Genomic DNA, 25,119 nt, shown 5'->3' on the forward strand with positions numbered 1-25,119 from the left:
TTGTATTCATTGCTGTCGCCAAGGGTCAAGCTGCGCGAAATCCCGGCAATTCTTCATGATATTCAGAAACTTATATGCTAAGGTCGGTACAGTCCCCCGTCCCTGCGGCTTTCGATCATGCTCGACACCCTGCCCTGCACTGTCTCCCTGCGCCTGCTCGAGAACGCGCTCGACGCCATCGTCGTCATCGATGAAGACGGCGCCATTCGCTACCAGAACGGCGCGATGCAGACCTTGTCGGGTTACGCGCCGGGCGAGGCGCTGGGACAGCCGCTGACCGGCCTGCTGCCAGCCAACCTGGCGGGCCAGCACGCGCGCTACGTGCGCGCCTACCTGGACAGCTGCAAGGAGTCGACGGTGCTCGGGCAGGTGCGCGAATTCGCGATCCGGCACCGCACCGGCGAGATGGTCCCGATCGCAATGAAGGCGATCGACCTCGGCGTCCACGAGGGCAAGCGCTACTTCGGCGCCTTTCTCGAAGACTTGCGCGCGCGCCGCCGCATGGAGGCCGAGCGCGACGCGCTGCTGGCGCGGCTGGAAAAGCAGGCGCTGAGCGATGCGCTGACCGGCCTGCCGAACCGGCGCGCCTTCGATGCCGAAGCGCTGCTCACCTGCGCACGGGCGGCCCGCAGCGGCGCGCTGACCTGCGTGGGCATCGCCGATATCGATTTCTTCAAGAAGATCAACGACCAGTATGGCCACGCCGCCGGCGACACGGTGCTCGTTGCGGTGGCGGGCCTGATCGGCATGGCCTCGCGCGCCACCGACTTTGTCGCGCGCACCGGCGGGGAGGAATTCTCCCTGCTGTTTCCGGGGCTGGACGGCGCTACCGCCAACGTGGTGGCGGACCGTATTCGCGGGGCGGTGGAAAACGGCGCCATCGTCACGCCGCAGGGCGAGCAGGTGCGCGTGACGATCAGCATCGGGCTGGCGCAACTGGCGCCGGGGATGCCGTTCAACGAGGCGCTCACGCGCGCGGACGCGGCGCTGTACGAGGCAAAGAACGCGGGCCGCAATCGGGTGCGCGGCGGCTGAGGCATCGCCTCGTTCCCTGCGAAGCTGCATGGCCCGCAATGATCCTGTTTGAGTAGTAAGCAACAAAAAATGATGTTGCGCAAACTCTGAAATGATACAAAATAGACTTTTCGCGCGCACGTACACACTGATCCACACCCGCACGCTGTGACAGGCATTCTCATCGACCCGATGCCTGGGCCGATCGCTGCCGCGCGCCTGACAATCAAAGGAAATCCGGCATGAACATACCAAAACCGTTAGCAACAAAAGCGCTCATTCCTTTGTTAGCTGGACTTTTACTGCTGCAAGGATGCGCCGCGACATTGAACGACAAGGGGATCGGCTATTCGACGCACAACATTGGACTGACTTGCTACAGTGGCGTCACCAACGCCTGGCTGAAATATGCGGGCCTGGTCAGCCAGCTATGCGTAACCCAGGTCGCCCGCGAAAAACTGGCGTCCGACGTCAACCGGGTCCCCGGCTCAACAGCGGGTTACTACAAGGCGTTCACCGGGCTGATGGAAATGAAGTGGCGCGCGCGCGACGGCACGCAGTTGAGCCACACCGTGGACCTCAACAAGGAAATTCCCGATCCTCGCATTCCGTACGCCCACCCGGAACGGGTGTACGCCAAGGCGCCATTCCTGGGCGATCCCACCATCGTCGTCGAGTACGATGACCGCACCGCCAATGTGTACGTCGCGGCCACCTTGCAGGTACTTCCTCTCGATCCCTCAAAGGGGCAGCTCGAGCGTGTCGATACCTACACGCTGATCTATACCCGCACGCTGTAGGGGCCTCGAAAAACCGTCGCGAGCGGCGAGAGAACGCGCCAGCCGCGCCCTTGCACGTGGCCGGCTGAACTTACACCACTCGCGACGGTTCTTTCAAGGTCCGCTGGCATGTACGCGGCGCCCCAGGGCCCGCTGCGGCATGCCGTGCCCGTATCCTGGCTCTGAGTTGCAAACCGTTACGCAAACGGCGGAGCGTTGTCCCTATTGCCGGACGCCCTGCTGCGGCAACAGGTACAACACTCGTGCATTTAGTTTCCTGATTGCATGCGCGCGGCGACAGCAAGACGAGCGGCGGCGCGGACGATCCCGCTGAATCATTTTTGCCCGATCAAAAAATTTTCAGGATATTTTTCGGCGCATTGGGCAAAAAAACGACTTTTTCAAGGCCTTGAAAACTGTCGCATCCGCCTTTAGATTGGATTCAACGGATGCTCCACGGAGGTCCGTCAACCTATCGCTTAACTTCTAAAAGGATACTTATCATGCGCACATTCGACCTTGCTCCTCTCTATCGTTCCGCTATCGGCTTCGACCGCCTGGCCAACCTGCTGGAATCGCAGCGCGCCGACGCGCAGCCCAGCTATCCACCGTACAACATTGAACTGGTCAGCGACGACAAGTACCGCATCGTGATGGCGCTGGCCGGCTTCGACCGGTCGGAAGTCGAGATCATCACCGAGCGCGACAGCCTGCAGATCACCGGCCGCAAGCAGAAAGAGGACACGCAGCCTACCTACCTGCACCGAGGCATCGCGGCACGCGATTTCGAGCAGCGCTTCCAGCTGGCGAACCACGTCAAGGTCACCACGGCCTCGTTCGACAACGGCATGCTGACCATCGAACTGGTGCGCGAAGTGCCCGAGGCCCTCAAGCCGCGCCGTATCCTCATCGACGGCGGCGACAACGTGCAGGCGCTGGAACAGCGCCAGGCCGCCTGATCGGGGCCTGCCGGCCCCATAAAAAAACGCCGCCCTATGTTACCGGGCGGCGTTTTTTTGCTGCTGATTGCTTGCTGCTGATTGCTTGCTGCTGATTGCTTGCTGCTGATTGCTTGCTGCTGATTGCTTGCTGCTGATTGCTTGCTGCTGATTGCTTGCTGCTGATGCCTAATCGACCGCCTTGACCATCGCCTCGATCACCTTCTTGGCGTCGCCGAACACCATCATCGTGTTGGCCTGGTAGAACAGGTCGTTATCGAGCCCCGCATAGCCGGACGCCATCGAACGCTTGTTGACGATGATGCTCTTGGCCTTGTACGCCTCCAGGATCGGCATGCCGGCGATCGGCGACTTGGGATCCTTGGCCGCCGGGTTGACCACGTCGTTCGCGCCCAGCACCAGCACCACGTCGGTCTGGCCGAATTCGCCGTTGATGTCTTCCATCTCGAACACCTGGTCGTACGGCACCTCGGCTTCGGCCAGCAGCACGTTCATGTGGCCCGGCATGCGTCCCGCCACCGGGTGGATCGCGTACTTGACGATCACGCCCTTGTGGGTGAGTTTTTCGACCAGTTCCTTGAGCGAGTGCTGGGCGCGCGCCACGGCCAGGCCGTAGCCCGGCACGATGATCACGGTTTCGGCATTGCTCATGATGAAGGCCGCGTCATCGGCGGAACCCGACTTGACCGGACGCTGTTCCTGCGCACCGCCAACAGCGGCGGCCGCCGGGTCGCCCCCGAAGCCGCCCAGGATCACGTTGAAGAACGAGCGGTTCATCGCCTTGCACATGATGTACGACAGGATCGCGCCGGACGAACCGACCAGCGAACCGGCGATGATCAGCATCGAGTTATTGAGCGAAAAACCAATGCCCGCCGCCGCCCAGCCGGAATAGCTGTTCAACATCGACACCACCACCGGCATGTCGGCCCCGCCGATCGGAATGATGATCAACACGCCGAGAATGAACGCCAGCACCGCCATGATGATGAACGGGGTCCAGGCCGGCTCCACGCCAGGCGCGAAGCAGAACACCAGGCCGAGCGCGACCAGCGCGACCGCGATGCCCAGGTTGAGCATGTGCTGGCCCGGGAAGCTGACCGGCGCGCCCTGGAACAGGCGGAACTTGTATTTGCCCGACAGCTTGCCGAAGGCGATCACGGAACCCGAAAAGGTCACCGCGCCGACAAAGGTGCCGATGAACAGTTCCAGGCGGTTACCGAACGGCAGCGCCACGCCCTGCGTCGTGATCTGGAACACCCACGGTTCGGCCACCACGGCGATCGCGATGCAGACCGCGGCCAGGCCGATCAGCGAGTGCATCGCCGCGACCAGTTCCGGCATCTTGGTCATCTCGACCTTTTTGGCGGCAAAGGCGCCGATGCCGCCGCCCACCACCACGCCGATCAGCACCAGCGTGAAGCCGAGGCCCCCGGTGCTGGCCGCTTGCGCCTGCAGCTTGAAGATCAGCGCCACGGTGGTAATGGTGGCAATGGCCATGCCGCTCATGCCGAAGGCGTTACCGGTACGCGCGGTGGCCGGCGACGACAAGCCCTTGAGCGCCTGGATGAAGCACACCGACGCGATCAGGTAGAACATCGTCACCAGGTTCATGCTGATGTAGCTCATGCGTGCTCCCCCGCCTTGGCTGCTGGCGCGGCCTTCGCTTTCGGTTCCTTTTTCCGGAACATCTCGAGCATGCGCTGGGTGACCATGAAGCCGCCGAACACATTGACCGCCGCCAGCGCCACCGCCAGGGTGCCGGAGACCTGGCCGACGATGCCGGTGGTCAGACCGGCGGCCAGCATGGCGCCGACGATGATGATCGCCGAGATGGCGTTGGTGACCGCCATCAGGGGCGTGTGCAGTGCGGGTGTGACGGTCCAGACGACGTGGTAGCCGACGTAAATGGCCAGCACGAAGATGATGAGATTGATGATGGTGTGACTGACTTCCATGTTGCCTCCCTCTTGACGTTGATGTGACAACGGGCCGCGGCCCGTCCTGCCTTGCTTGTGTGATCGTTGCTGTAGCGGTGTGGCGCCCCGCGTTCTACTTGCGCAGTACCTCGCCGTCGGCGCACACCAGGGTGGCCTTGAGGATCTCGTCTTCGCGGTCGATCACCAGCTGTTCATCCTTGTCGATGACCAGCTTGAGGAAATCGAGCACATTGCGCGCATACAGGGCCGAGGCGTCGGCCGCCACCAGGGTCGCCAGGTCCGGCTCGCCGATGATGTGGACGCCGTATTTGGTGACCGTTTTGTTCAGTTCCGACAGCGGGCAATTGCCGCCTTGCGAGACAGCCAGGTCGACGATCACGGAGCCGGGCTTCATGGCCTTGACCGTTTCTTCGGAAATGAGGACCGGCGCGGCGCGGCCGGGAATCAAGGCGGTGGTGATGATGATGTCGGCCAGCTTGGCGCGTTCGTGAACCAGTTCGCCCTGGCGCCGCATCCAGTCGGCCGGCATCGAGCGCGCATAGCCGCCCGAGCCCTTGGCGATTTCCTTCTCTTCGTCGGTGAGGTAGGGCACGTCGATGAACTTGGCGCCGAGCGACTCGACCTGCTCCTTGACGGGCGGGCGCACGTCGGACGCTTCGATCACCGCGCCCAGGCGCTTGGCGGTGGCGATGGCCTGCAGGCCGGCCACGCCCACGCCCATGATCAGCACGCGCGCCGCTTTCACGGTGCCGGCGGCGGTCATCAGCATCGGCATGAAGCGCTGGTAGGTGTTGGCGGCCATCATCACGGCCTTGTAGCCGGCGATGTTGGCCTGCGACGAGAGCACGTCCATCGACTGCGCACGCGTGATGCGCGGCACCGCTTCGAGCGCAAAGGCGCGCAGGCGGGCGGCCGCCATGGCGGCGATATTGTCGGTGTCGAAAGGGTTGAGCATGCCGATCAACACGGCATCGGCTTGCATGAGAGGGCGTTCGGCGGCGTTCGGTGCGCGTACCTTGAGCACCACGTCGCAGCCAAACGCGTCAAGCGCGCTGCCGATGGTCGCGCCGGCGGCGGCATACGCTTCATCGGTAACGGATGCCATCAGGCCGGCGCCCGCCTGGACCACCACCTGGTGCTTGGCGGCGAGCTTCTTGACCGTTTCGGGAGTTGCTGCAACACGGGTTTCACCCGACCGCGTTTCGGCCGGTATGCCTATTCTCATGACGCCTCCATAGAATTAATAAACTGCTCACGATAGTACACGCAAACCCAAAAATAGCACGACCATCCGTTTTTTCTAGATGAAGTCTTCCACATCCAAACCGGTTGCACTGCGCAATGCGCAAAATCCAGCGTTTTCTTGTATCAGATCAATACCCGCATCCGTGTTTCAGGCTTGTGTTCGATGCCGGATCGGCAAGCGATGCTGCATGAAGGTAAAATGATGGCTCATTTTGAAGGACACGCATGCCGCATATCTGGAAACCCTCCGTTACCGTTGCCGCCATCATCGAGCGTGATGGCAAGTTCCTCCTGATTGAAGAAGAAACCAGCGAAGGCATCCGCCTGAACCAGCCGGCGGGCCACCTCGACCCGCTCGAAACGCTGGCCCAGGCGGTGGTGCGCGAGGTGCTGGAAGAGACGGCGTACGACTTCATGCCCGAGGCGCTGGTGGGCGTGTACATGTCGCGCTACACCTCCAAGCGGCGCGGCACCGACGTGACGTACCTGCGCTTCACCTTTTGCGGCCAGGCCGGGCAAGAGCATGACCAGCCGCTCGACGACGGCATCATCCGCACCTTGTGGATGACGCGCGACGAAATGGCCGCTTGCCAGGAGCGCCACCGCAGCCCGCTGATGCTGCAGTGCGTGGACGACTACCTCGGTGGCCGCCGCATGCCACTGGAAATGCTGCACACCCACGCCTCGGTGTTCGAGGGTGGATTAACTTGAGACGGATGTAATGCAATGGCAAACGCAGGGAAGAAGCAGAAAGTCGTGATCGGCATGTCGGGCGGAGTCGATTCCTCGGTCGCGGCGTGGATGCTCAAGGAACAGGGCTACGACGTGGTCGGCCTGTTCATGAAAAACTGGGAAGACGACGACGATTCCGAATACTGCTCGACGCGCCAGGACTGGATCGACGCGGCCAGCGTGGCCGACGTGGTGGGCGTGGACATCGAGGCGGTCAATTTCGCGGCCGAATACAAGGACCGCGTGTTCGCCGACTTCCTGCGCGAATACCAGGCCGGGCGCACCCCGAATCCGGATGTGCTGTGCAACGCCGAGATCAAGTTCAAGGCATTCCTCGACCATGCAATGCACCTGGGCGCCGACCTGATCGCCACCGGCCACTATGCGCGCGTGCGCGAAAACGCCGGCAGCTTCGAGCTGCTCAAGGCCTTCGACCATACCAAGGACCAGAGCTATTTTTTGCATCGCCTGAACCAGGCGCAGTTGTCGCGCACCCTGTTCCCGCTCGGTGAAATCCCGAAGACGGAAGTGCGCAAGATCGCCGAGAAGCTGGCGCTGCCGAACGCCGCCAAGAAGGATTCGACCGGCATCTGCTTCATCGGCGAGCGGCCGTTCCGCGATTTCCTGAACCGCTACCTGTCGTACAAGCCGGGGCCGATGAAGACCGACGACGGCACCGTGGTGGGCGAGCATGTGGGACTGTCGTTCTATACCCTGGGCCAGCGCAAGGGCATCGGGGTGGGCGGCATGAAGAAGTACAAGAACGACGACGGATCGAGCGACGCCTGGTACGTGGCGCGCAAGGATATCGAGAACAACACCCTGTACATCGTGCAGGGGCATAACCACCCGTGGCTGTTATCTAGCACCCTGCACGCCGACCAGGCCAGCTGGGTGGCGGGCAAGGCGCCCGAGGCGCGCGCCATGTCGGCCAAGACGCGCTACCGCCAGGCCGACGTCCCATGCGTGCTCACGCCCGACGGCATGGGCAATTTCGGCCTGGGGTTCACCGATCCGCAGTGGGCGGTCACGCCCGGGCAGTCGGCCGTGCTGTATGACGGCGACGTGTGCCTGGGCGGCGGGATTATCGCGGGATCGACGGCGGGGTAAGTGACGTCGTTGGCGATGCTGACTTGCGTCGTTCCGCCCCTACGCGTCGTTCCCGCGAAGGCGGGAACCCAAGTTTATTGCGCAGCTAGCGGCGTCGGCACAAACTTGGGTTCCCGCCTTCGCGGGAACGACGGAAGTGGCGGCCGGAACGGCGCCGTGCGTCAGCCAGCCTTCTGTTTCTTGATCACCGCCAGCACCGTATTCCTGATCGTGTTGAGCACCGCGTCGGCCTTGAACGGCTTGACGATAAACCCCTGCACCCCGCGCGCCACCGCCGCCTGCACGGTGGGCGCGTCGAGCGTGCCGGAGACCATGAAGATCAGCGTCTTGGGCTGGTGCGCGCGGATCTGCTCGACGATCTCGCCGCCATCCTCGACCTGCTCCAACGCCACGCACACGATCTGGGGATGGTACTTCTGCACCATCAGGTAACCCTTGAGCCCCGTATGCGTGTCGCCGACCACGTTGTAGCCGCCCTCCGTCAACACGCTGCTCAACAAGCCGCGCGAAATCGCATTCCCATCGACGATCACTGCTTTTAACATCGCGTCGTTTCCTTTTTTGGTCAGAACGTTTCGAATGCCAGCATGTTCCAGGTCACGCCCAGGCGCACGTCGGTCTTCAGTTGCACCAGTTGGCGCGACAAATACAACACCTCGCGTTCGGCGCGCAGGCGCTCGCCCACCGGCGTCTTGAGAATGCCGGCGCCGGCCATCACCGCGTCCAGGTTGCCGTACGCGTTAAGCAGCTTGGCCGCCGTCTTCATGCCAACCTTGGACACGCCCGGGACGCCGTCGGTCACGTCCCCCATCAGCGCCAGCAAGTCCACCAGCAGCTCGGGCGCCACGCCGAACTTGTTGCGCACCCAGGCGTCATCATGCCACTCGCCCTTGAAATGGTCCCACACCAGCGCCCCGTGTGCAATCAGGCCGTGCAAGTCCTTGTCGGTGGACGCCACAATCGCTTCGCCGCGCCCTTCGGCCAGCCAGCGCAGCACCCCGGTGCCGATCACATCGTCGGCTTCCACGCCGGGCAGCATGAGCACGTGCAGGCCCTCGCCCGCCAGCTTCGCATGAAACCCGGGAAGCGCGTCGCGCAGGAACGATGGCATGGGCGCGCGCTGCTCGCGGTAGCGCAGATACAGTTGGTGGCGCCAGGTCGGCCCGCCATGGTCGAAAGCGGCCAGCACATGGGTCGGCGCGTGCGCGCCCAACAGCTTGCGGAACGACGAGAGCGCGTGACGCAGCGCGATGTCGGCCTTCTCGGCCGAATCGGGTTCGGGACTGGCCTCGTACACGCGCCGTACGATATTGAGCCCGTCGATGGCCAGCAGCTTGCCCACGGCCTTACTTGAGCAGTTCGTACAGGCCGCCGCGTTCCAGCGCGCGCTGGTAGGCCGGACGGGCGTGGATGCGGTTCAGGAAGTCCATCAGCTTCGGATACTTGTCGCCCAGGCCGCCGCGCGAGGCGGCCGCTTCCAGCACGAAGCTGATCTGGATGTCGGCGCCGCTGAACTCCGGGCCGGCGAACCAGTTCGAGGTGGCCAGTTCGGCTTCGAGGTAGGCCAGGTGCTGCGCGATCTGCGGCAGGATGTAGGTGCCCTTGACCTTTTGCGCAATGGCGCGCGCGATCGGCTTGGCGAAGAACGGCATCGGGCTCGTTTCGACGCGGTCGAACACGAGCTTCATCAACAGCGGCGTCATGGCCGAACCTTCGGCGTAGTGCATGAAGTAGGTGTAGCGCAGCTTGTCCGGGGTGCCGGCGGGCGGGACGAATTTGCCGTTGCCGTAGCGTTCGAGCAGGTAGTCGATGATGGCGCCCGATTCGGCCACCGTGTTGCCGTCGTCGGTGATGACCGGCGACTTGCCCAGCGGGTGCACCGCGCGCAGTTCGGGCGGCGCGAGCATGGTTTTGGGGTCGCGCTGGTACTTCTTGATCTCGTACGCCAGGCCCAATTCCTCCAGCAGCCACAAAATACGCTGGGAGCGCGAATTATTCAAATGGTGGACAATGATCATTGGGTTCTTTCGCCGGTGTTGAATCGGCGCTAGCTTAGCATTGTTACAGCCTGTTGACCACGGAGTCCCCATGAGCTTTGTCTCGCCGCGCTACCTGCCCTTCCTGATTTCCCTGCTCGTCTTCGGATGGTCGGCCATCCTTGCGTTCAGGGGCGATGGCCCCGGATGGTGGCTGGCGGTCCTCAGCGGCGCCTTGAGCGCGCTCGGCGTGGCCGACCTGGCCCAGACCCGGCGCGCGCTGCGCCGCAATTACCCGATCCTGGCGCACTTCCGCTTTTTCTTCGAGTCGATCCGCCCCGAAATCCGCCAGTACTTCCTGGAAGACGATACCGAGGCCAAGCCGTTCTCGCGCAACCAGCGCAGCATCGTCTACCAGCGCGCCAAGATGGAAACCGACAAGCGCCCGTTCGGCACCCAGCTCGATGTCTACGAAGCCGGCTACGAGTGGATCAACCACTCGATGGCGCCGGCGCCCATGGGCGACCATGACTTTCGCATCGAGATCGGCAACCACCCATCGTGCCCGCGCGCGCAGCCCTATACCGCCAGCGTCTTTAACATCTCGGCCATGAGTTTCGGCTCGCTCTCGGCCAACGCCATCCTGGCCCTGAACGGCGGCGCGCGCCTGGGCGGCTTCATGCACGACACCGGCGAAGGCAGCATCAGCCGCTATCACCGCCAGCACGGCGGCGACCTGGTGTGGGAAATCGGCTCGGGCTACTTCGGCTGCCGCAACCCGGACGGCAGCTTCTCGGAAGCGAACTTCGCCGCCAACGCCACGCAGCCGCAGGTGAAGATGATCGAACTCAAACTGTCGCAGGGCGCCAAGCCCGGTCAGGGCGGCATCCTGCCGGGCGCCAAGGTGAGCATCGAAATCGCCGCCGCGCGCGGCGTCACGGTGGGCGTCGATTGCCTGTCGCCGGCCAGCCATGCGGCCTTTTCGACCCCGATCGGGATGCTGCATTTCATCGAGCGCCTGCGCACCCTCTCGGGCGGCAAGCCGACCGGCTTCAAGCTGGCGATCGGCCACCCGTGGGAGTTCTTCGGCATCGTCAAGGCCATGCTGGCGACCGGCATCGTGCCCGACTTTATCGTGGTCGATGGCGGCGAAGGCGGCACCGGTGCGGCGCCCGTCGAATTTTCGGACCATGTCGGCACGCCCTTGCAGGAAGCGCTGGTGCTGGTGCATAACACCCTGGTGGGCGCGCGCCTGCGCGAGAAGATCAAGATCGGCGCCTCGGGCAAGATCATCACCGCGTTCGATATCGCGCGCACCATCGCGCTCGGCGCCGACTGGTGCAATTCGGCGCGTGGCTTCATGTTCGCGCTCGGCTGCGTGCAGTCGCAGAGCTGCCACACCGACCGCTGCCCGACCGGCGTGGCGACCCAGGACGAGCAGCGCCAGAAAGCGCTCGACGTGCCCGACAAAACCGCGCGCGTGGCCAACTTCCATCAGAGTACGATGAAGGCGCTGGCGCACCTGATCGCCGCCGCCGGGCTGACCCACCCCGACCAGTTGAATCCCCATCACCTGGTGCGGCGCGTCTCGCCCAACCAGGTCAAGCAGGTCTCGACCCTGATTCCCTACCTCTCCGAAGGCGAACTGCTCGACCCGGACCAGATCGAGCGCCTGCCGCCCGTGTTCGGGCTGTACTGGCCGATTGCGCAAGCCGAATCATTCCAGCCGCTGGCGTGAGGCCACCCGGCCGGGGCCGCGAGGATACAGGTTTTATCCGGCCCAAAAAGCGCGGTTTGTCACAATGACCACCAATTGCTCATTCGCTGTCAATTTGCGCCAATGCGGATTGCATAGGCGCGCATGGTTAGGTACTATCAAGCAATATTGCAATAATGAATTGCTGTAACGACAAGACCATCCTGGAGATAATGCATGCCGCGCCAACGCACCATCCGCCTGTCCGCCCTTTCAATGATCCTGTTGGCCGGCTCCCCGCCGCTCGCCGCGCAGACCGCGCCGATGGCGCCGGACATCGTCGCCACCCCGTTCGAGATGCCCGCTCACGGCGCCGACTACGTCAAGCGCATCGTCATGATTCCGATGCGCGACGGCGTCAGGCTGCACACCGTGATCACCATTCCCAAGGGCGCCACGCGCGCGCCGATGATCCTGTCGCGCACGCCCTATAACGCGGCCAAGCGCAGCGAGCGCAATGTGAGCCCGCACATGGCCTCGATGCTGGCCGAAGGCGACGACGGCTATGTGGCCAACGGCTACATCCGCGTGTACCAGGATGTGCGCGGCAAGTACGGCTCCGAAGGCGACTACGTGATGACGCGCCCCTTGCGCGGCCCGCTCAACACCAGCGCCGTCGACCATGCCACCGACGCTTGGGACACGATCGACTGGCTGGTCAAGAATATCGCGCAAAGTAACGGCAAGGTCGGCATGGTGGGCTCTTCGTACGAGGGCTTCACGGTGCTCATGGCGCTGGCCGATCCGCACCCGGCGCTCAAGGCCGCGGTGCCGATGAGCGCCATGGTGGACGGCTGGCGCGGCGACGACTGGTTCCACAACGGCGCCTTCCGCGTCAATAACCTGTCGTACATCGCCGGCCAGACCGCCGCGCGCGGCAATGGGCCGAACATCGCCACCGGCGTCTACGACGACTACGAATTCGCGCTGCGCGCCGGTTCCGCGTCCGACTACGCCAAGCGCTTCGGCATCGACCAGCTGACCTTTACCAAAAAGATCTTCGAACACCCGGCCTACGACAGCTTCTGGCAGAACCAGGCGCTCGACCGCGTGCTCGGCGCGCGCGCGCTCAAGGTGCCGACCATGCACGTGGTGGGGCGCTGGGACCAGGAAGACATCTACGGCCCGTACGCCGCCTACGCCGCCACCGAAAAACTCGACACCACCAACACCATGAACCACCTGGTGGTCGGCCCGTGGCGTCACAGCGGGGTCAATTACGACGGCTCGACCCTGGGGGCGATCCGCTTCACCGGCGACACCGCCGCCGAATTCCGGCGCGAAGTGATGCTGCCCTTCTTTAACCAGTACCTGCAGGACGGCGCGCCCAAGGCCGACACGCCGCCGGTGCTGTCGTACCGCACCGGCGCGAACAAGTGGCAGCGCCTCGACAAGTGGCCGCTGACCGACGTCATGCAGCCGCTGTACCTGAAAGCCGGCGCGCGCCTGGACTTCGACAAGCCGGCCGCCGGCGCCGCCAATGCGCAGGCCGACGACTACGTCTCCGACCCGGCCAAGCCGGTGCCGTTCATCGCGCGCCCGGTGCGCATGTTCGACGGCGCGGTCTGGAAGCCGTGGCTGGCCAGCGACCAGCGCGCATTCTCCGACCGCCCGGACGTGCTGGCCTACGTGAGCGACAAGCTCGAGGCGCCCTTGCAGATCTCGGGCCAGGCGATGGTCAACCTGTTCGCCTCGACCACCGGCAGCGACGCCGACTGGGTTGTGAAACTGATCGATGTGTACCCGGACGAAGTGGCCTCGCAGCCGGAACTGGGCGGCTACCAGCTGGGCATCGCGATGGATATCTTCCGCGGGCGCTATCGCACGGGCCTGGACAAGCCGGCCGCGATCGTGCCGAACAAGGTGGAGCGCTACCGCTTCGCCCTGCCGAACGCGGACCACGTGTTCCTCAAGGGCCACAGGATCATGGTGCAGGTGCAGTCAAGCTGGTTCCCGCTGTACGACCGCAATCCGCAAACCTTCGTGCCGAATATTTTCTTCGCCAAGCCGGGCGACTACCGCAAGGCCACGCACAAGGTGTTCCACGCGCCGGGCATGGAAAGCGCGGTCGAACTGCCGGTGGTGCCGGTCGCGAAATAATTCAAGGCCCGGCCAGCGGGCAGCGCCGATATTGTGTATAAGGGGAGTTCCTTTGGTCTGCGTTAATAGGCGTCTCTTGCGAAATCGATCCGGCACGGTATTGCTCACTCTTTGTTCCTGGCTGGGCGTTTGTTTTGGCCTGGGCGGCTGCGCGCTGGTCAAGCTCAAGGAAGAATCGGCCACCTTCTATTCATCGACCGTGCTGGCCGGGCACGTGACAGGAGCCCAGGCCTGGGACGGGCCGGTCGTCGTCGCCGCCGGCACCATGCAAGGCGGACGGATCAACATCGCGCACTACACCGTCCTGCATGAAGCGGGCGGCTATGAACTGATCGTGCCCAAGGGCGAGTACACACTGTTTGCCTTCGGCGACGCCAACGGCAACCTGGCGCTCGACGCCGGCGAACCGGTCGGCCATTACGCGTCGGCGCCGGTGCGCGCCAGCGGCAGCGGTTCGCTGGTCAGCCTCGATGTGGTGATCTCGGCCACGCCGCAAAGCGCCATCCCGCCCGGCACCTCGGTCGCCGCGCGTTTGCCCGCAAAAACCCACAGCACCCAGGTCGGCGCGCTCATGGCGCTCGACGACCCGCTCTTTTCGGCCCAGGCCGGGCAGCGCGGCTACTGGGCGCCGGTCGATTTTTTCAGGGAGGTGGGCGGCAATATCTACTTCCTGGAAGCGTACGATCCGCGCAAGACGCCGGTGCTGTTCGTGCACGGCGCGGCCGGCTCGCCCCAGGACTGGCGCTACTTTATCGCGCACCTGGACCGCAGCCGCTACCAGCCGTGGATCTTCTACTACCCGTCCGGGTCTTCGCTCGATTCGATGTCTTACCTGCTGTACTGGAAGCTGAGCAATCTGCAGCGGCGCTACCACTACGACAAGCTGTACCTGACCGCGCACAGCATGGGCGGGCTGGTGGTGCGCTCGTTCCTGGCCGACTACGGCGACCAGTTCCCGGCCGCGACCCTGTTCGTCAGCCTGTCCACGCCGTGGGGCGGCGATGCGCTGGCCGACCAGGGCATCGCCTATTCGCCGGCGGTGGTCCCGTCATGGCGCGATGTGCGGGCCGGCGGGCGCTTCGTGCAAACGCTGTTCCGCAAGCCGCTGCCGCGCGAGATCGACTACTACCTGATGTTCGGCCATGGCGGCCGTTACAGCCTGCTGCGCCCCGCCAGCAACGACGGCGTCATCACCCTGGCCAGCCAGTTGCGCGCCGACGCCCAGTCCGAGGCCAGGCGCGTGTTCGGCTACGACGCGGGCCACGTCGGCATCCTGTCCTCGCCCGAGGTGTTCGCGCAGTACGCGGCGCTGCTCAAGGCGGCCGACCAGCGCGACAGCGACGCCCCGGCGGCGGGCAAGGGCAAGCTGCGCGTGACGTTCTCCGCGCAGAGCGACGCCACGCCGGCGTCGGCGCCGGTGCTGGTGCTGCAACCGGTCGACACCACGCGCGAGCGCATCGTGGTGCCGGTCGGCGCGCGCGACAGCGGGCGCGAACTCGGTCCCTTTCCGCCTGGCGCCTACCATGTGAGCCTGTTGGCGCGCGGATTCAAGACCACGCCGGCCGCCGTGCAGGCCAACATCGGCCCCGGCCTTGTCCCCGAGCTGGCCTTCGCGCTCGCGCCGCAAGGCACCTTGTCGGGCTACATCGGGGCCGATGTCAGCTCCACCGACAACCCGGCCGGCAGCCTGCGCGCCGACCGGCACGACATCGTCATCGACTCCATCGTGCTGGCCAGCGCCAGCGAGCGGCGCGAGATCCGGCCCAATGGCGACACCAGCGACCGCACCCTGGACGCCTACCAGGCCGGCCAGGACCATGTATTCAAGACGTTTTTTTCCTTCGTCGGCCTGAAGGAAGGCGCGTATGACCTGACCATCAAGGTGGCCGGTCATGCGCCGTACCGGCGTACCTACCACGTGGTGCCCGGACAAACCGGTTACCTGACCGCGATCGACCTGGGCGCGCCGGAATAGACCGCGCGCCGGCACGCCAAGCGCGCGCCAGTGGCGGCAACTTACTTCAGGTGAAGCTGGATCACCCGCTGCGACGGTGGCGTATCGGCACCGGTTCGAGGGGCCGCCGGCGCATCCTCACAGGTGCCGCAGCTGCTGCATCCGCTGCCGCAGCCGCCGGATGCCTTCTTCTTGCCGAACAGCTTGTTGCGCAAGCTTGTCGGCAGATACTTCGATGCCGCATACCACGCGGCCACGGCGACGATCAGTCCCACAATCAGATAGTCAAGCATCTCAGGCTCCCATCGCAATGGCGACGCGGTAAGTGATGAACGAGGCGGCGTAAGCCAGCGCGAACATGTAGCCGGCCATGATGAAGGCGTAACGCGCGCTGCCGGTCTCCCTGCGCACCACCGACAGGGTGGCGATGCACTGCGGCGCGAACACATACCAGGCCAGCAAGGACAGCGCGGTCGGCATCGACCACGACTGCGAAATGAGGGGAGCGAGCGTGGTGGCCAGTTCGTCGCCGGTCTGCGAGAGCGCATACACGGTGCCCAGGGCGCCGACGGCCACTTCGCGCGCGGCCATGCCCGGCACCAGCGCGATGCAGATCTGCCAGCCGAAGCCGATCGGTTCGAACACCACGGCCAGCGCGCGGCCCAGCATGCCCGCGATACTGTAATAGATCGGCGGGTGGGTGGCGCCTTCCGGGGCGCCGGGAAAACTCGACAGTAACCACAGCAGCACCATCAGCGCCAGGATCACGGTACCGACCCGCACCAGGAAGATCTTGGCGCGCTCCCACAGGCCCATGGCCAGGTTGCGCAGGTGCGGCCAGTGGTAGCTTGGCAGTTCCAGCATCAGCGGCTGGTGCGTGTTGGCGCCCATGAAGCGCTTGATCACCCAGGCCACCGCCATGGCGCTGAAAATGCCGGCGAAATAGAGGATGAACAGCACCAGGCCCTGCAGGTTGATGAATCCAGCGCCGACATCGCGGTTGGGAATGAAGGCGGCGATGATCAGCGCGTACACCGGCAGGCGCGCCGAGCAGGTCATCAGCGGCGCGATCATGATCGTCACCAGGCGGTCGCGCGGATTTTGAATGGTGCGCGCGGCCATCACGCCCGGAATCGCGCAGGCAAAGCTCGACAGCAGTGGAATGAAGGCGCGCCCCGACAGCCCGACCCCGCCCATGATGCGATCCAATAAGAAGGCGGCGCGCGGCAGGTAGCCGCAGTCTTCCAGCACCAAAATGAAGAAGAACAGAATCAAGATCTGCGGCAGGAACACCAGCACGCTGCCGACGCCGCCGAGGATGCCCTCGACCAGCAGGCTGCGCAGCACGCCCTCGTGCATCATTCCGCCAAGCCAGGCGCCGAGCGCCTCGACGCCGCCGCTGATCATTTCCATCGGCAGCGCGGCCCAGCTGAACACGGCCTGGAACACCAGGAACATCAAGGCCGCCAGGATGAGCGGGCCGGCGATCGGGTGCAGCACCACGTCGTCGATTTTTTCGGACAGGTTGCCGGTATCGTTGGCGAAGCTCACGCAGGCGTCCAGGATGCGGCGCACTTCGCGCTGGGTTTCTTCGACCGGCACGGCGTCGATGGCCGACAGCGGCGCGGCCTTGACCGGGGCGCCGTCGGTACCACATTCGGGCATCAGGTCGAGCGCCTTGAGCAGGGCGATTTCGCCGCCGCTCTGCACGGCCACGGTGTCGACCACGGGCATGCCCAGTTCGCGCGCCAGCCTGGCGCTGTCGATCTTGATGCCGCGCTTGTTGGCCACGTCGACCATGTTCAGCGCCAGCACCATCGGCAGGCCGAGGCGGCGGATTTCGAGGACCAGGCGCAGGTTCAGGCGCAGGTTGGTGGCGTTGACCACGCAGACGATGGCGTCGGGCGCCTGTTCGCCGGCGCGCAGGCCGCCAACGACGTCGCGCGTGATCGCTTCGTCGGGCGTGGTGGCCGACAGGCTGTAGGCGCCCGGCAGGTCGAGTACTTTAAAGACGCGCCCGAGGGGAGAAGTGAAGCTGCCTTCCTTGCGCTCGATGGTCACGCCGGCGTAGTTGGCGACCTTCTGGCGCGCGCCGGTGAGACGGTTGAACAGGGCAGTCTTGCCGCAGTTCGGATTGCCCAACAGCGCAATGAGCGGCGTGCGCGTCACTGCCTGGACTTGTGGTTCTACAGCACCCATTTTCCGCTTCCGTTGTTTCCGTCGTGTTGTCGTCGTGTTGTCGTCGTGTTGTCGTCGTGTTGTCGTTTAATCCGGTTTGACCGACACCAGCGACGCCTCGAAGCGGCGCAGCGCGAAGGTGGAGTCGCCCACCTTGACCGCGACCGGATCGCCGCCCGGCAAGCGCTTGAGCATGCGGATCGATTCGCCCGGCACGAAGCCGAGCTCCATCAGGCGGCGCGTGACATCCACGCCGGCACCCGCGTCCGCCGCGCAGGGCGCGATATGGATCACAGTGCCGCTCTGGCCGGGGACGAGGGCATCGAGCGTGATCAAGGTGGGGGCAAGAGTCATATTGTCAGTTCACTAAGATAAGTGGAATTCGCGCTACATCGTGTTGGATACTAGCATCATAAACGTAAATGCGAACTATTTCCATTTGGAGTTGGGCCTTTTTTGCGTAAACCACTTGCAATCGATCTGGAGTTCCGACAGAATACAAATCTTAATGATAATGATTCTCATTATGGTGAAAGCGGCAATTTTGTCCGCCGACCCTGATTAAAGGAAGGTGCTTCGATGATCGTCTGTGTTTGCAATAACATTTCCGACCGCGAAATTCGTCAGGCGGTCGATCTCGGCTTGTCGTCGATGGCCGAGCTGCGCCGCGACCTGGGCGTGGCCACCTGCTGCGGCAAATGCGCCAGTTGCGCCAAGCAAGTCCTGAACCAGCACCTTGAGAGCAAAACCATCCACGCCACCGAGTTGTCGTTCCGCTCGGCGCAAACAGCCTGAGTCCACTATGAGCGCAATGACCTTTTCCACCGACCCCGGCATGGGCGATCCCACTGCCGTGGTGGCGAAGCTGCGCGCCAAGTTCGGCCCCTTCGCGGTCGTCATCGCCATTCACGCCGCACTGTTCTACCTGATTTCGAGCGGCCTGCTGCACCGCATGGCCGAAGTGGCGCTGCCGCAGGCGATCATGGTCACCTTCGTGGCCCCGCCGCCGCCGCCCAAGCCGGCCGCCCCGAGCGCGCCGAAAATCGTTTCCGTGGCCACGTTGCGCCCGCCCCCGCGGGTGGTGGTGCCGCCCACGCCGATCGTGCAGGTGCCAGTCCAGAACACCATTACCGCCTCGCCCCCGTCGGCGCCGGTGGTGAGCGAAGCGCCGGCCGCCCCGGTGGTCGTGGCCGCGCCGCCGGCGCCGCCGGCGACCGGTCCCAAGACCATCAGCTCGGGCGTGGAATACATCCAGGCGCCGCAGCCGGTGTACCCGACCATGTCCAAGCGCATGGGCGAACAGGGCAAGGTCGTACTGCTGATTTTGGTCAATGAAAAAGGCATGCCCGACCAGGTCAAGGTGCAATCCTCGTCCGGTTCGTCGCGGCTTGACGAAGCCGGCCGCCAGGCGGCCCTGCGCGCGGTATTCAAGCCGCACGTGGAAGATGGCCACCCGGTGTCGGTGTATGTGATCGTTCCGCTGACCTTCCAGCTCGCCAGCTGATCGGTTTGCGCGCAACAAAAGCAAGGGCCACGCGGCCCTTTTCGTCGTTGTAGCGCGATTTTTGCTATCATGGAGAAACTCTCCATCACTAAAGAAAGCCTCCCATGAAGGGCGACAAGAATGTCATCCGGCTGCTCAATGCGCAGCTGACCAATGAGCTGTCCGCGATCAACCAGTATTTCCTGCATGCGCGCATGTACCGCCACTGGGGCCTGGAGAAGCTGGCCAAGAAAGAATACGAAGAATCGATCGGCGAAATGAAGCACGCCGACAAGCTGATCGACCGCATCCTGATGCTCGACGGCTTGCCGAACCTGCAAGCGCTGCACAAGCTGCTGATCGGCGAATCGACCCAGGAAATGATCGAATGCGACCTGAAACTTGAGCAAGCCGCGCACGTGACGGTCAAGGAAGGCATCGCCGCAGCCGAACTGGCAGCCGATTACGTCACCCGCGATTTGTTTTTGATGATCCTGGAAGACACCGAGGAACACATCGACTGGCTGGAAACGCAGCTGGACCTGATCGTCAAGGTCGGGATTCAGAACTACCTGCAGAGCCAGATGGGCGAGCACGCTTGATCAAGTACTAAGGCTTTCGCTTAAGCTCCGTCATTCCCGCGCCAAGGCGGCTCTCGGCGCGTGAATGACGGAGCCCAAGTAGACGAACAGGGCGGAGCGTTACCCACTGCGCCAGCGCGCCACCCATTTGTCGTAAAAGCCGAGGCTCCTCGGTATCGCCCCCGGAATCGCGCACAGCGCGCCGGCGAATTCATTGGCGCGCGCCAGGGTCGTTTCCAGCGCCCAGCCGCGCACGCGGCCGAGCAGGAACAGCGCCGAAAACGCGTCCCCCGCCCCCACCGAATCGATCACGAACGGCGGCAGCGGATTGTCGCGATGGACGATCACCGCGCCATCGGCGCCGAAGTACACCGAACCGCGATGACCCAGGGTCACGATCAGCGCTTCCAGGCCAAACATCTGCACCAGCACCGCGCACGCCGCGCGCACCTCGTCGCCATCAAGCGGCGGCGCGGTCGGATGGATATCCACATACCACGCGAACAGCGACTGCAATTCTTCCTCGTTGACCTTGACGATATCGGCCGCGTGCAGGGAGTGGAACACGCAGCGCTCGTCGAACTGGCCTTCGCGCAGGTTCAAGTCGAGGTAGCGCGTGGCGTTGCTGGCGTCGAGCAGCGCATACAGGGTGTCGCGCGAACGCGGGCAGCGCTGCGCCAGGGTGCCGAAATAGATCGCCGACGCCTCCACCGATTCCAGCGCGCCCAAGGCTTGCTCGGGATTGATGTAGTCGTACGCCTGGCCCGGCAGGATCACGAAACGGTGGCCGCGCACGTTGCGCTCGGCCACCACGCGCCCGGTTTCTTCGATCGGATCGAACTGCAAACCGGCGTCGGACATGGCGAAGCGCTCGAATTCTGCGCGCACGATGGCGCCGTTCCTGTCGTCGCCGATGCGGGTGATCGCCAGTTGCGGCGACATGAAGGCCGCCAGGTGGCGCGCCACGTTGAACGGCGCGCCACCTACCGCCTGCTCGCTGAGGAAGTCGTCGACCAGCGCCTCGCCATACACTACGGTTGTCATCTTCTTCGTTCCTTGCGCGTTGCGGCGCCGGCAACGCCTATGGCTTGGCGCCGGCGAGCGCGGATGGCGCGGGCGGCACACCGGCGCGCCCCGCTCGATCGACCTTCACGCGCAGCACAGCCGCCGCCGCGCACAGCATGAGGGCGCCGGCCAGCATTATAACGTTCTCGGGATTGCCGCCAAGCCAACTGCGGTAGTACAGCGGCAGCGTGACAATCTGGATGATCATCGGGATCACGATGAACATGTTAAAGATGCCCATGTAGACGCCGGTGCGCTCGGGCGGAATGCTCCCGGCCAGCATGATGTACGGGTTGCCCATGATACTGGCCCAGGCCAGGCCAATGCCCACCATCGGTATCAACAGCAGCGCCGGCGACTGAATCTGGGGAATCGCCAGCATGCCGATCCCGGCCAGCGCCAGGCACACGCAATGCGTAGCCTTCGGTCCGTAGCGGCGCGTGTACGGCACCAGTGCGAAGGCGCCGATAAAGGCAACGAAGTTATAGAACGCGCCGACCTTGCCATTGAGTAGCCCGGCGTCGCGAAAGCCCTGCGAGGCCGGGTCGGTGGTGCCGTAGAGGGTGGTGGCCAGCGACAGCGTGATGTATTGCCAGTAGCAAAACATGGCGTACCACTGGAACAGCTTGACCAGCGCCAGCTGCTTCATCGTCGGCGGCATCTCGCGCATTGCGCTGCCGATCTCGCGCAGGGTATGCATGAAGCCACGCGGCCGGTCGCGCAGCGCCATCACCTCGCGCGCGCTCAAGGGATGCTCCCCGGTGGTCTTGACCGTCCACAGCACCGACGCGATCGAAAACACCGCGCCGATCAAGAACGCGGCGATGACGATGTGCGGGATCTGGCTGGCGTTGACGGCATCCTTGTTCATCCCCGCCAGCACCAGCAGCGACGGCGTGAGGTAGGCCAGGGTCTGCCCCAGTCCCGTGAACGCGCTCTGGGTCATGAAGCCCAGCGAATGCTGGGCGGGATCGAGCTTGTCGCTCACAAAAGCGCGGTACGGTTCCATCGTCACATTGTTGGCCGCGTCGAGAATCCACAGCAGGCTGGCGGCCATCCACAGGGTGGGACTGAACGGCATGCACAGCAGGCCGATACTGCACAGGATCGCGCCGAGCAGGAAGTACGGCGTGCGCCGCCCCCAGCGCGTGACGGTGCGGTCGCTCATGGCGCCCACGATGGGTTGGACGATCAGCCCCGTCACCGGGCCGGCCAGCCACAGATAGGGCAGGCTGGCCTCGTCGGCGCCGAGGTAGTTGTAGATCGGGCTCATGCTGCTTTGCTGCAGGCCGAAGCTGAACTGGATGCCGAAGAATCCGACATTCATGTTCACGATCTGCCAGAACGACAAGGTGGGTTTGGTGGTCGACATGGTGCTCTTTCGTGGGGTCAGTCGGCGCGCCAGCGCGCGACGTAGGGCGCGTAAAAGGCGCGTTCGGCCGGCACCGCGCCGGCAATGGCGCAGACGGCGCCGGCAAACTCGTTGGCGCGCGCCAGGGTGAGCTCGAGCGGCCAGCCGCGCTCGCGCCCCAGCAAGAAGAGCGCGGAAAAGGCGTCGCCGGCGCCGACCGTGTCGACCATGCGCGCCGGCTTGACGGTATCGGCATGGACCACGATGGCGCCGTCGGCGCCGAAGTACACCGAGCCGCGCGGCCCGAGCGTGACGATCAGGGCTTCGAGCGCGAAGATGCGGATCAGGGCCGCGCAGGCGCCGCGCACGCCGCTGCCGCCCATGTCGCCGGTGTCCTGGCGCGTGTGGGTATACCAGCCGAACAGGTCGCGCAGTTCCTCTTCATTGACCTTGACGATGTCGGCCTCGTGCAGCGACTCGAACACGCAGCGCTCGCTGACCTGGCCTTCGCGCACATTCAGGTCCAGGTAGCGCACTGCGTCGCAGGAGTGCAACAGCGCGCGCAGCGCCGCGCGCGAGGTCGGGCGGCGCTGCGCCAGCGTGCCGAAATACACGGTCGATGGGGTGCATCCTCCTACCGCGGCCAGCGCGGCGGCGCTGTCGATGCGGTCATAGGCCTGCTCGGGCAGGATGGTGAAGCGATGACCGTTGTCGCCGCGTTCGACCAGCACGCGTCCGGTCGGCTCGGTGGGGTCGCGCTGCAAACCCTGCTGCGCCAGGCCGAAACGTTCGAATTGCGCGCGCAGCAGCGCGCCAGCCTGGTCGTCGCCGATCCGCGTGATCATCAAGGGCGCGCTGCCGAACGCCGCCAGGTGGCGCGCCACGTTGAAGGGCGCGCCGCCCACCACTTGCCCGGTAACGAAGTCGTCCACCAGCGCCTCCCCGAACAGCACGGTCGATCCTGTCGCCAGCTCCATGTCCGCCGCCCTCATTGAACTTGATCCATCGTTAAAAATCATACTACGCTCAGCGCTCCAGCCACAGCATGTCCCAGGGCGCCAGCGCGATGACGTCGCCCGCGCCCGGCCACTGCCCCGCGCCGATATCGGACAGGCGCAGCGAAAGCGGCTGCGCCGAAAAATTCGACAGGCTCAAAAAACGCTCACCGCGCGCCAGCGCCAGCAAGGCGGGGTATTGTGTGTCGAGCAGCGCGCGCGGCGCATCGGCGGCCAGCACCGGCAAGCTGCGCCGCCGTTCAAGCAGCGCGCGCAAGGCGCCAAACACACGCCCGGCTGGTGTCGATGGATCGTGGCGCTGCGCGTAACGCAGCTGGTCGAACGGTGCGCGCTGCACCCAGCGCGTGTCGCGCGCGCGCTCGGTATCGTCGAGATACGCGTAATCGTTTTCCATGCCCAGTTCATCGCCCATGTACAGCATCGGCATGCCGCCGAAGACCAGCGCCAGGCCATGCAGCAGCATCAGGCGGCGCAGCGCGCATGCCTCCTGCTGCGGGCTGCGGGCCGTCTCCAGGCCCGCCAGCGCGGCGGCGCTGCCATTGGTGCCATGCACGGCGCGCCCGGCGCTGGTCTGGAACGCCACGCCGGCGGCGAAGCTGGCACTGTCGCCGCCCCCGTAAAAATGGGCGATCGCGGCCAGCCGCCGCGGCGACTGGGCCTCCGCGCGCAGCACGTTCCAGCCGATGTCGTCGTGGCAGCGCACATAGGTCAGCCAGCTGGCGGCCGGCGGCAGTGCCGGCGTGGCGGCGGCGACGGCGCGCAGCAGGCCGGCGTCCTGCTCGGCCAGCGCGGCCCAGCCGGCCGCCATCAAGGTGCTGTGGTAGGCCAGGTGGCATTCGCGCGCCGCGCCGCCGGCGTCGCCGAAGTAGGCGGGCAGGTCGCGCGTGGGTACGATGGCTTCGGCCTTGAGCAGCACCCCGGGCGCCGCGATCTCCACGATCGCGCGCAGCACCTGCAGCAGTTCGTGCGCCTCCGGCTGGTTCATGCAGTCGCTGCCCTCGCGCTTCCACAGGAAGGCGGTCGAATCGAGCCGGAACACTTCCACGCCACGGTTGGCAAGGCCCAGCAGGCTGCGGACCATCGCCGCCAGCACGTGCGGATTGGCATAGTTCAGGTCCCACTGGAAGGGATAGAAGGTGGTCCAGACCCAAGCCTGCATCGGATCGACCCAGGTGAAGTTGCCGGGCGCCGTCTCCGGGAAAATCTGGCCTACCGTCTGTTCGTAGCGGTCCGGCTGTTCGCGCCCGGGGAAAACATGGAAGTAGTCGCGCAACGCCGCGTCGCCATCCTTGGCGCCAAGCGCCCAGGCGTGATCGTCGGCCACGTGATTGAGCACCAGGTCGCAGCACAGGCTGATGCCGGCGCCGCGCAGCGCCGCCGTCAGGTCCAGCAGGTCGGCCGCGCTGCCGAGGGCCGGATCGACCTCGTCGAAGCTGGCCACGGCAAAGCCGCCGTCGCTGTCGCCGGCGCGCGGGCGCAGGAACGGCAGCAGGTGCAGGTAAGTCACACCCATCTCGCGCAGGTGGGCGATGCGCCCGATCACGCCGCGCAGGCTGCCGCCGAACTGCCGCACGTAGGCGCTGTAGCCGAGCATGTGCTCGCTGGTGAACCAGGCGGGATCGGCGGCGCGCCGGGCATCTTGCGCCAGCAGTTCCGGCGAACGCGCGCCGTGCAGCGCGCCGACGGCGCCCATCAGGTCCGCGTACCACGCGTGAAAATCGGCGCGATGGCCGTACAGCCGCTGCAGGCGGTCCAGCAGTACCGGTTCGTGCCGGGCGTAGCGCTGCGCCGCCTGCTCGCGCAGGTGAAGAGGCAGCGCGTCGAGCATGCGCTGCTGCGGTGAGAAAGTGGTCATGGTGGCCAAAAAAAAGGCCGCGGCC

24 protein-coding genes are annotated in these 25,119 nt (G+C 64.8%); 11 read left to right on the forward strand and 13 right to left on the reverse strand.

Annotated elements, in window-relative coordinates:
• The first annotated feature begins 117 nt into the window (after positions 1-117).
• The 3 genes from F2P46_RS20780 (at position 118) to F2P46_RS20790 (ending at position 2,752) form a co-directional block, all read left to right on the forward strand.
• Complete coding sequence (locus F2P46_RS20780) at positions 118-1,035, forward strand: sensor domain-containing diguanylate cyclase (RefSeq protein WP_166893687.1); 918 nt, start codon at positions 118-120, stop codon at positions 1,033-1,035.
• A 221-nt stretch (positions 1,036-1,256) separates the two neighbouring features.
• Positions 1,257-1,814, forward strand: coding sequence for a hypothetical protein (locus tag F2P46_RS20785; protein ID WP_166893689.1), 558 nt, complete (start codon positions 1,257-1,259; stop codon positions 1,812-1,814).
• Positions 1,815-2,296: 482 nt separating this feature from the next.
• Positions 2,297-2,752 carry an Hsp20 family protein gene (locus F2P46_RS20790; protein ID WP_166893691.1) on the forward strand — a complete coding sequence of 152 codons (456 nt, stop codon included), beginning with the start codon at positions 2,297-2,299 and terminating at the stop codon, positions 2,750-2,752.
• Positions 2,753-2,920: 168 nt separating this feature from the next.
• Here the strand turns inward: F2P46_RS20790 and F2P46_RS20795 are convergent, their stop codons facing one another.
• From F2P46_RS20795 to F2P46_RS20805, 3 genes are all read right to left on the reverse strand, one after another.
• Positions 2,921-4,381 carry an NAD(P)(+) transhydrogenase (Re/Si-specific) subunit beta gene (locus tag F2P46_RS20795; RefSeq protein WP_166893693.1) on the reverse strand — a complete coding sequence of 487 codons (1,461 nt, stop codon included), beginning with the start codon at positions 4,379-4,381 and terminating at the stop codon, positions 2,921-2,923.
• Entirely contained in the window at positions 4,378-4,710 is a 333-nt protein-coding gene (locus F2P46_RS20800; protein ID WP_166893695.1) for a proton-translocating transhydrogenase family protein, read from the reverse strand. The genes F2P46_RS20795 and F2P46_RS20800 overlap by 4 nt, the downstream gene beginning before the upstream one ends.
• Positions 4,711-4,804: 94 nt before the next feature.
• The gene (locus tag F2P46_RS20805) at positions 4,805-5,917 is read right to left on the reverse strand and encodes a Re/Si-specific NAD(P)(+) transhydrogenase subunit alpha (protein ID WP_166893696.1); all 1,113 of its coding nucleotides are present in this window, start codon (positions 5,915-5,917) and stop codon (positions 4,805-4,807) included.
• A gap of 245 nt (positions 5,918-6,162) precedes the next feature.
• Between F2P46_RS20805 and F2P46_RS20810 the strand changes: the two genes are divergently transcribed.
• Both F2P46_RS20810 and mnmA read left to right on the forward strand, forming a co-directional pair.
• Entirely contained in the window at positions 6,163-6,648 is a 486-nt protein-coding gene (locus tag F2P46_RS20810) for an NUDIX hydrolase (RefSeq protein WP_166893698.1), read from the forward strand.
• Between the two features lie 15 nt (positions 6,649-6,663).
• The gene (gene mnmA / locus F2P46_RS20815; RefSeq protein WP_166893700.1) at positions 6,664-7,779 is read left to right on the forward strand and encodes a tRNA 2-thiouridine(34) synthase MnmA; all 1,116 of its coding nucleotides are present in this window, start codon (positions 6,664-6,666) and stop codon (positions 7,777-7,779) included.
• A 161-nt stretch (positions 7,780-7,940) separates the two neighbouring features.
• Here mnmA and F2P46_RS20820 read toward each other — a convergent pair whose 3' ends face one another.
• The 3 genes from F2P46_RS20820 to F2P46_RS20830 are packed head-to-tail and all read right to left on the reverse strand — an operon-like array spanning position 7,941 to position 9,797.
• A complete protein-coding gene (locus F2P46_RS20820) occupies positions 7,941-8,324 on the reverse strand; it encodes an ANTAR domain-containing response regulator (protein WP_166893702.1) in 384 nt (127 codons plus the stop codon).
• A 20-nt stretch (positions 8,325-8,344) separates the two neighbouring features.
• Positions 8,345-9,121: a 5'-3' exonuclease H3TH domain-containing protein gene (locus tag F2P46_RS20825; protein WP_166893704.1), complete on the reverse strand. Its 777-nt coding sequence runs from the start codon at positions 9,119-9,121 to the stop codon at positions 8,345-8,347.
• Positions 9,122-9,125: 4 nt separating this feature from the next.
• Entirely contained in the window at positions 9,126-9,797 is a 672-nt protein-coding gene (locus tag F2P46_RS20830; RefSeq protein WP_166893706.1) for a glutathione S-transferase, read from the reverse strand.
• A 70-nt stretch (positions 9,798-9,867) separates the two neighbouring features.
• On the opposite strand from F2P46_RS20830, the gene F2P46_RS20835 reads away from it, so the two are divergent.
• The 3 genes from F2P46_RS20835 (at position 9,868) to F2P46_RS20845 (ending at position 15,586) form a co-directional block, all read left to right on the forward strand.
• Positions 9,868-11,493 (forward strand): FMN-binding glutamate synthase family protein, encoded by a 1,626-nt coding sequence (locus F2P46_RS20835; protein WP_166893708.1) that lies wholly within the window; start codon positions 9,868-9,870, stop codon positions 11,491-11,493.
• Between the two features lie 195 nt (positions 11,494-11,688).
• On the forward strand, positions 11,689-13,611 hold the full coding sequence (locus F2P46_RS20840) for a CocE/NonD family hydrolase (protein WP_166893710.1): 1,923 nt from the start codon (positions 11,689-11,691) through the stop codon (positions 13,609-13,611).
• A gap of 76 nt (positions 13,612-13,687) precedes the next feature.
• The gene (locus F2P46_RS20845) at positions 13,688-15,586 is read left to right on the forward strand and encodes an alpha/beta fold hydrolase (protein WP_166893712.1); all 1,899 of its coding nucleotides are present in this window, start codon (positions 13,688-13,690) and stop codon (positions 15,584-15,586) included.
• A gap of 41 nt (positions 15,587-15,627) precedes the next feature.
• On the opposite strand, the gene F2P46_RS20850 is transcribed toward F2P46_RS20845, so the two are convergent.
• The 3 genes from F2P46_RS20850 to F2P46_RS20860 form a co-directional block, all read right to left on the reverse strand.
• Positions 15,628-15,858: a FeoB-associated Cys-rich membrane protein gene (locus F2P46_RS20850; protein ID WP_166893555.1), complete on the reverse strand. Its 231-nt coding sequence runs from the start codon at positions 15,856-15,858 to the stop codon at positions 15,628-15,630.
• 1 nt (position 15,859) lies between these two features.
• Positions 15,860-17,764, reverse strand: a complete 1,905-nt coding sequence (locus F2P46_RS20855) for a ferrous iron transporter B (protein WP_166893714.1) — start codon at positions 17,762-17,764, stop codon at positions 15,860-15,862.
• Positions 17,765-17,830: 66 nt separating this feature from the next.
• Positions 17,831-18,097, reverse strand: coding sequence for a FeoA family protein (locus F2P46_RS20860; RefSeq protein WP_166893716.1), 267 nt, complete (start codon positions 18,095-18,097; stop codon positions 17,831-17,833).
• A 225-nt stretch (positions 18,098-18,322) separates the two neighbouring features.
• Between F2P46_RS20860 and F2P46_RS20865 the strand changes: the two genes are divergently transcribed.
• The 3 genes from F2P46_RS20865 to bfr all read left to right on the forward strand — a co-directional run bounded on the left by F2P46_RS20865 (position 18,323) and on the right by bfr (position 19,828).
• On the forward strand, positions 18,323-18,538 hold the full coding sequence (locus tag F2P46_RS20865) for a (2Fe-2S)-binding protein (protein ID WP_166893718.1): 216 nt from the start codon (positions 18,323-18,325) through the stop codon (positions 18,536-18,538).
• Between the two features lie 7 nt (positions 18,539-18,545).
• Positions 18,546-19,247: an energy transducer TonB gene (locus tag F2P46_RS20870; protein WP_229509375.1), complete on the forward strand. Its 702-nt coding sequence runs from the start codon at positions 18,546-18,548 to the stop codon at positions 19,245-19,247.
• Positions 19,248-19,351: 104 nt separating this feature from the next.
• The gene (gene bfr, locus F2P46_RS20875) at positions 19,352-19,828 is read left to right on the forward strand and encodes a bacterioferritin (RefSeq protein WP_166893720.1); all 477 of its coding nucleotides are present in this window, start codon (positions 19,352-19,354) and stop codon (positions 19,826-19,828) included.
• A 99-nt stretch (positions 19,829-19,927) separates the two neighbouring features.
• On the opposite strand, the gene F2P46_RS20880 is transcribed toward bfr, so the two are convergent.
• From F2P46_RS20880 to F2P46_RS20895, 4 genes are read right to left on the reverse strand one after another with little or no spacing between them, the layout of a single operon-like run.
• Positions 19,928-20,851, reverse strand: coding sequence for a PfkB family carbohydrate kinase (locus tag F2P46_RS20880; protein ID WP_166893722.1), 924 nt, complete (start codon positions 20,849-20,851; stop codon positions 19,928-19,930).
• A 37-nt stretch (positions 20,852-20,888) separates the two neighbouring features.
• The gene (locus F2P46_RS20885) at positions 20,889-22,244 is read right to left on the reverse strand and encodes an MFS transporter (protein WP_166893724.1); all 1,356 of its coding nucleotides are present in this window, start codon (positions 22,242-22,244) and stop codon (positions 20,889-20,891) included.
• A gap of 17 nt (positions 22,245-22,261) precedes the next feature.
• Positions 22,262-23,215, reverse strand: a complete 954-nt coding sequence (locus F2P46_RS20890) for a PfkB family carbohydrate kinase (protein WP_229509376.1) — start codon at positions 23,213-23,215, stop codon at positions 22,262-22,264.
• Positions 23,216-23,249: 34 nt separating this feature from the next.
• Complete coding sequence (locus F2P46_RS20895; protein ID WP_229509377.1) at positions 23,250-25,094, reverse strand: alpha-amylase family glycosyl hydrolase; 1,845 nt, start codon at positions 25,092-25,094, stop codon at positions 23,250-23,252.
• Between the last annotated feature and the right edge of the window lie 25 nt (positions 25,095-25,119).

The sequence above is a fragment of the Massilia sp. CCM 8734 genome (assembly GCF_011682155.1).
Taxonomy (GTDB): Bacteria; Pseudomonadota; Gammaproteobacteria; order Burkholderiales; family Burkholderiaceae_D; genus Telluria_A; species Telluria_A rubra.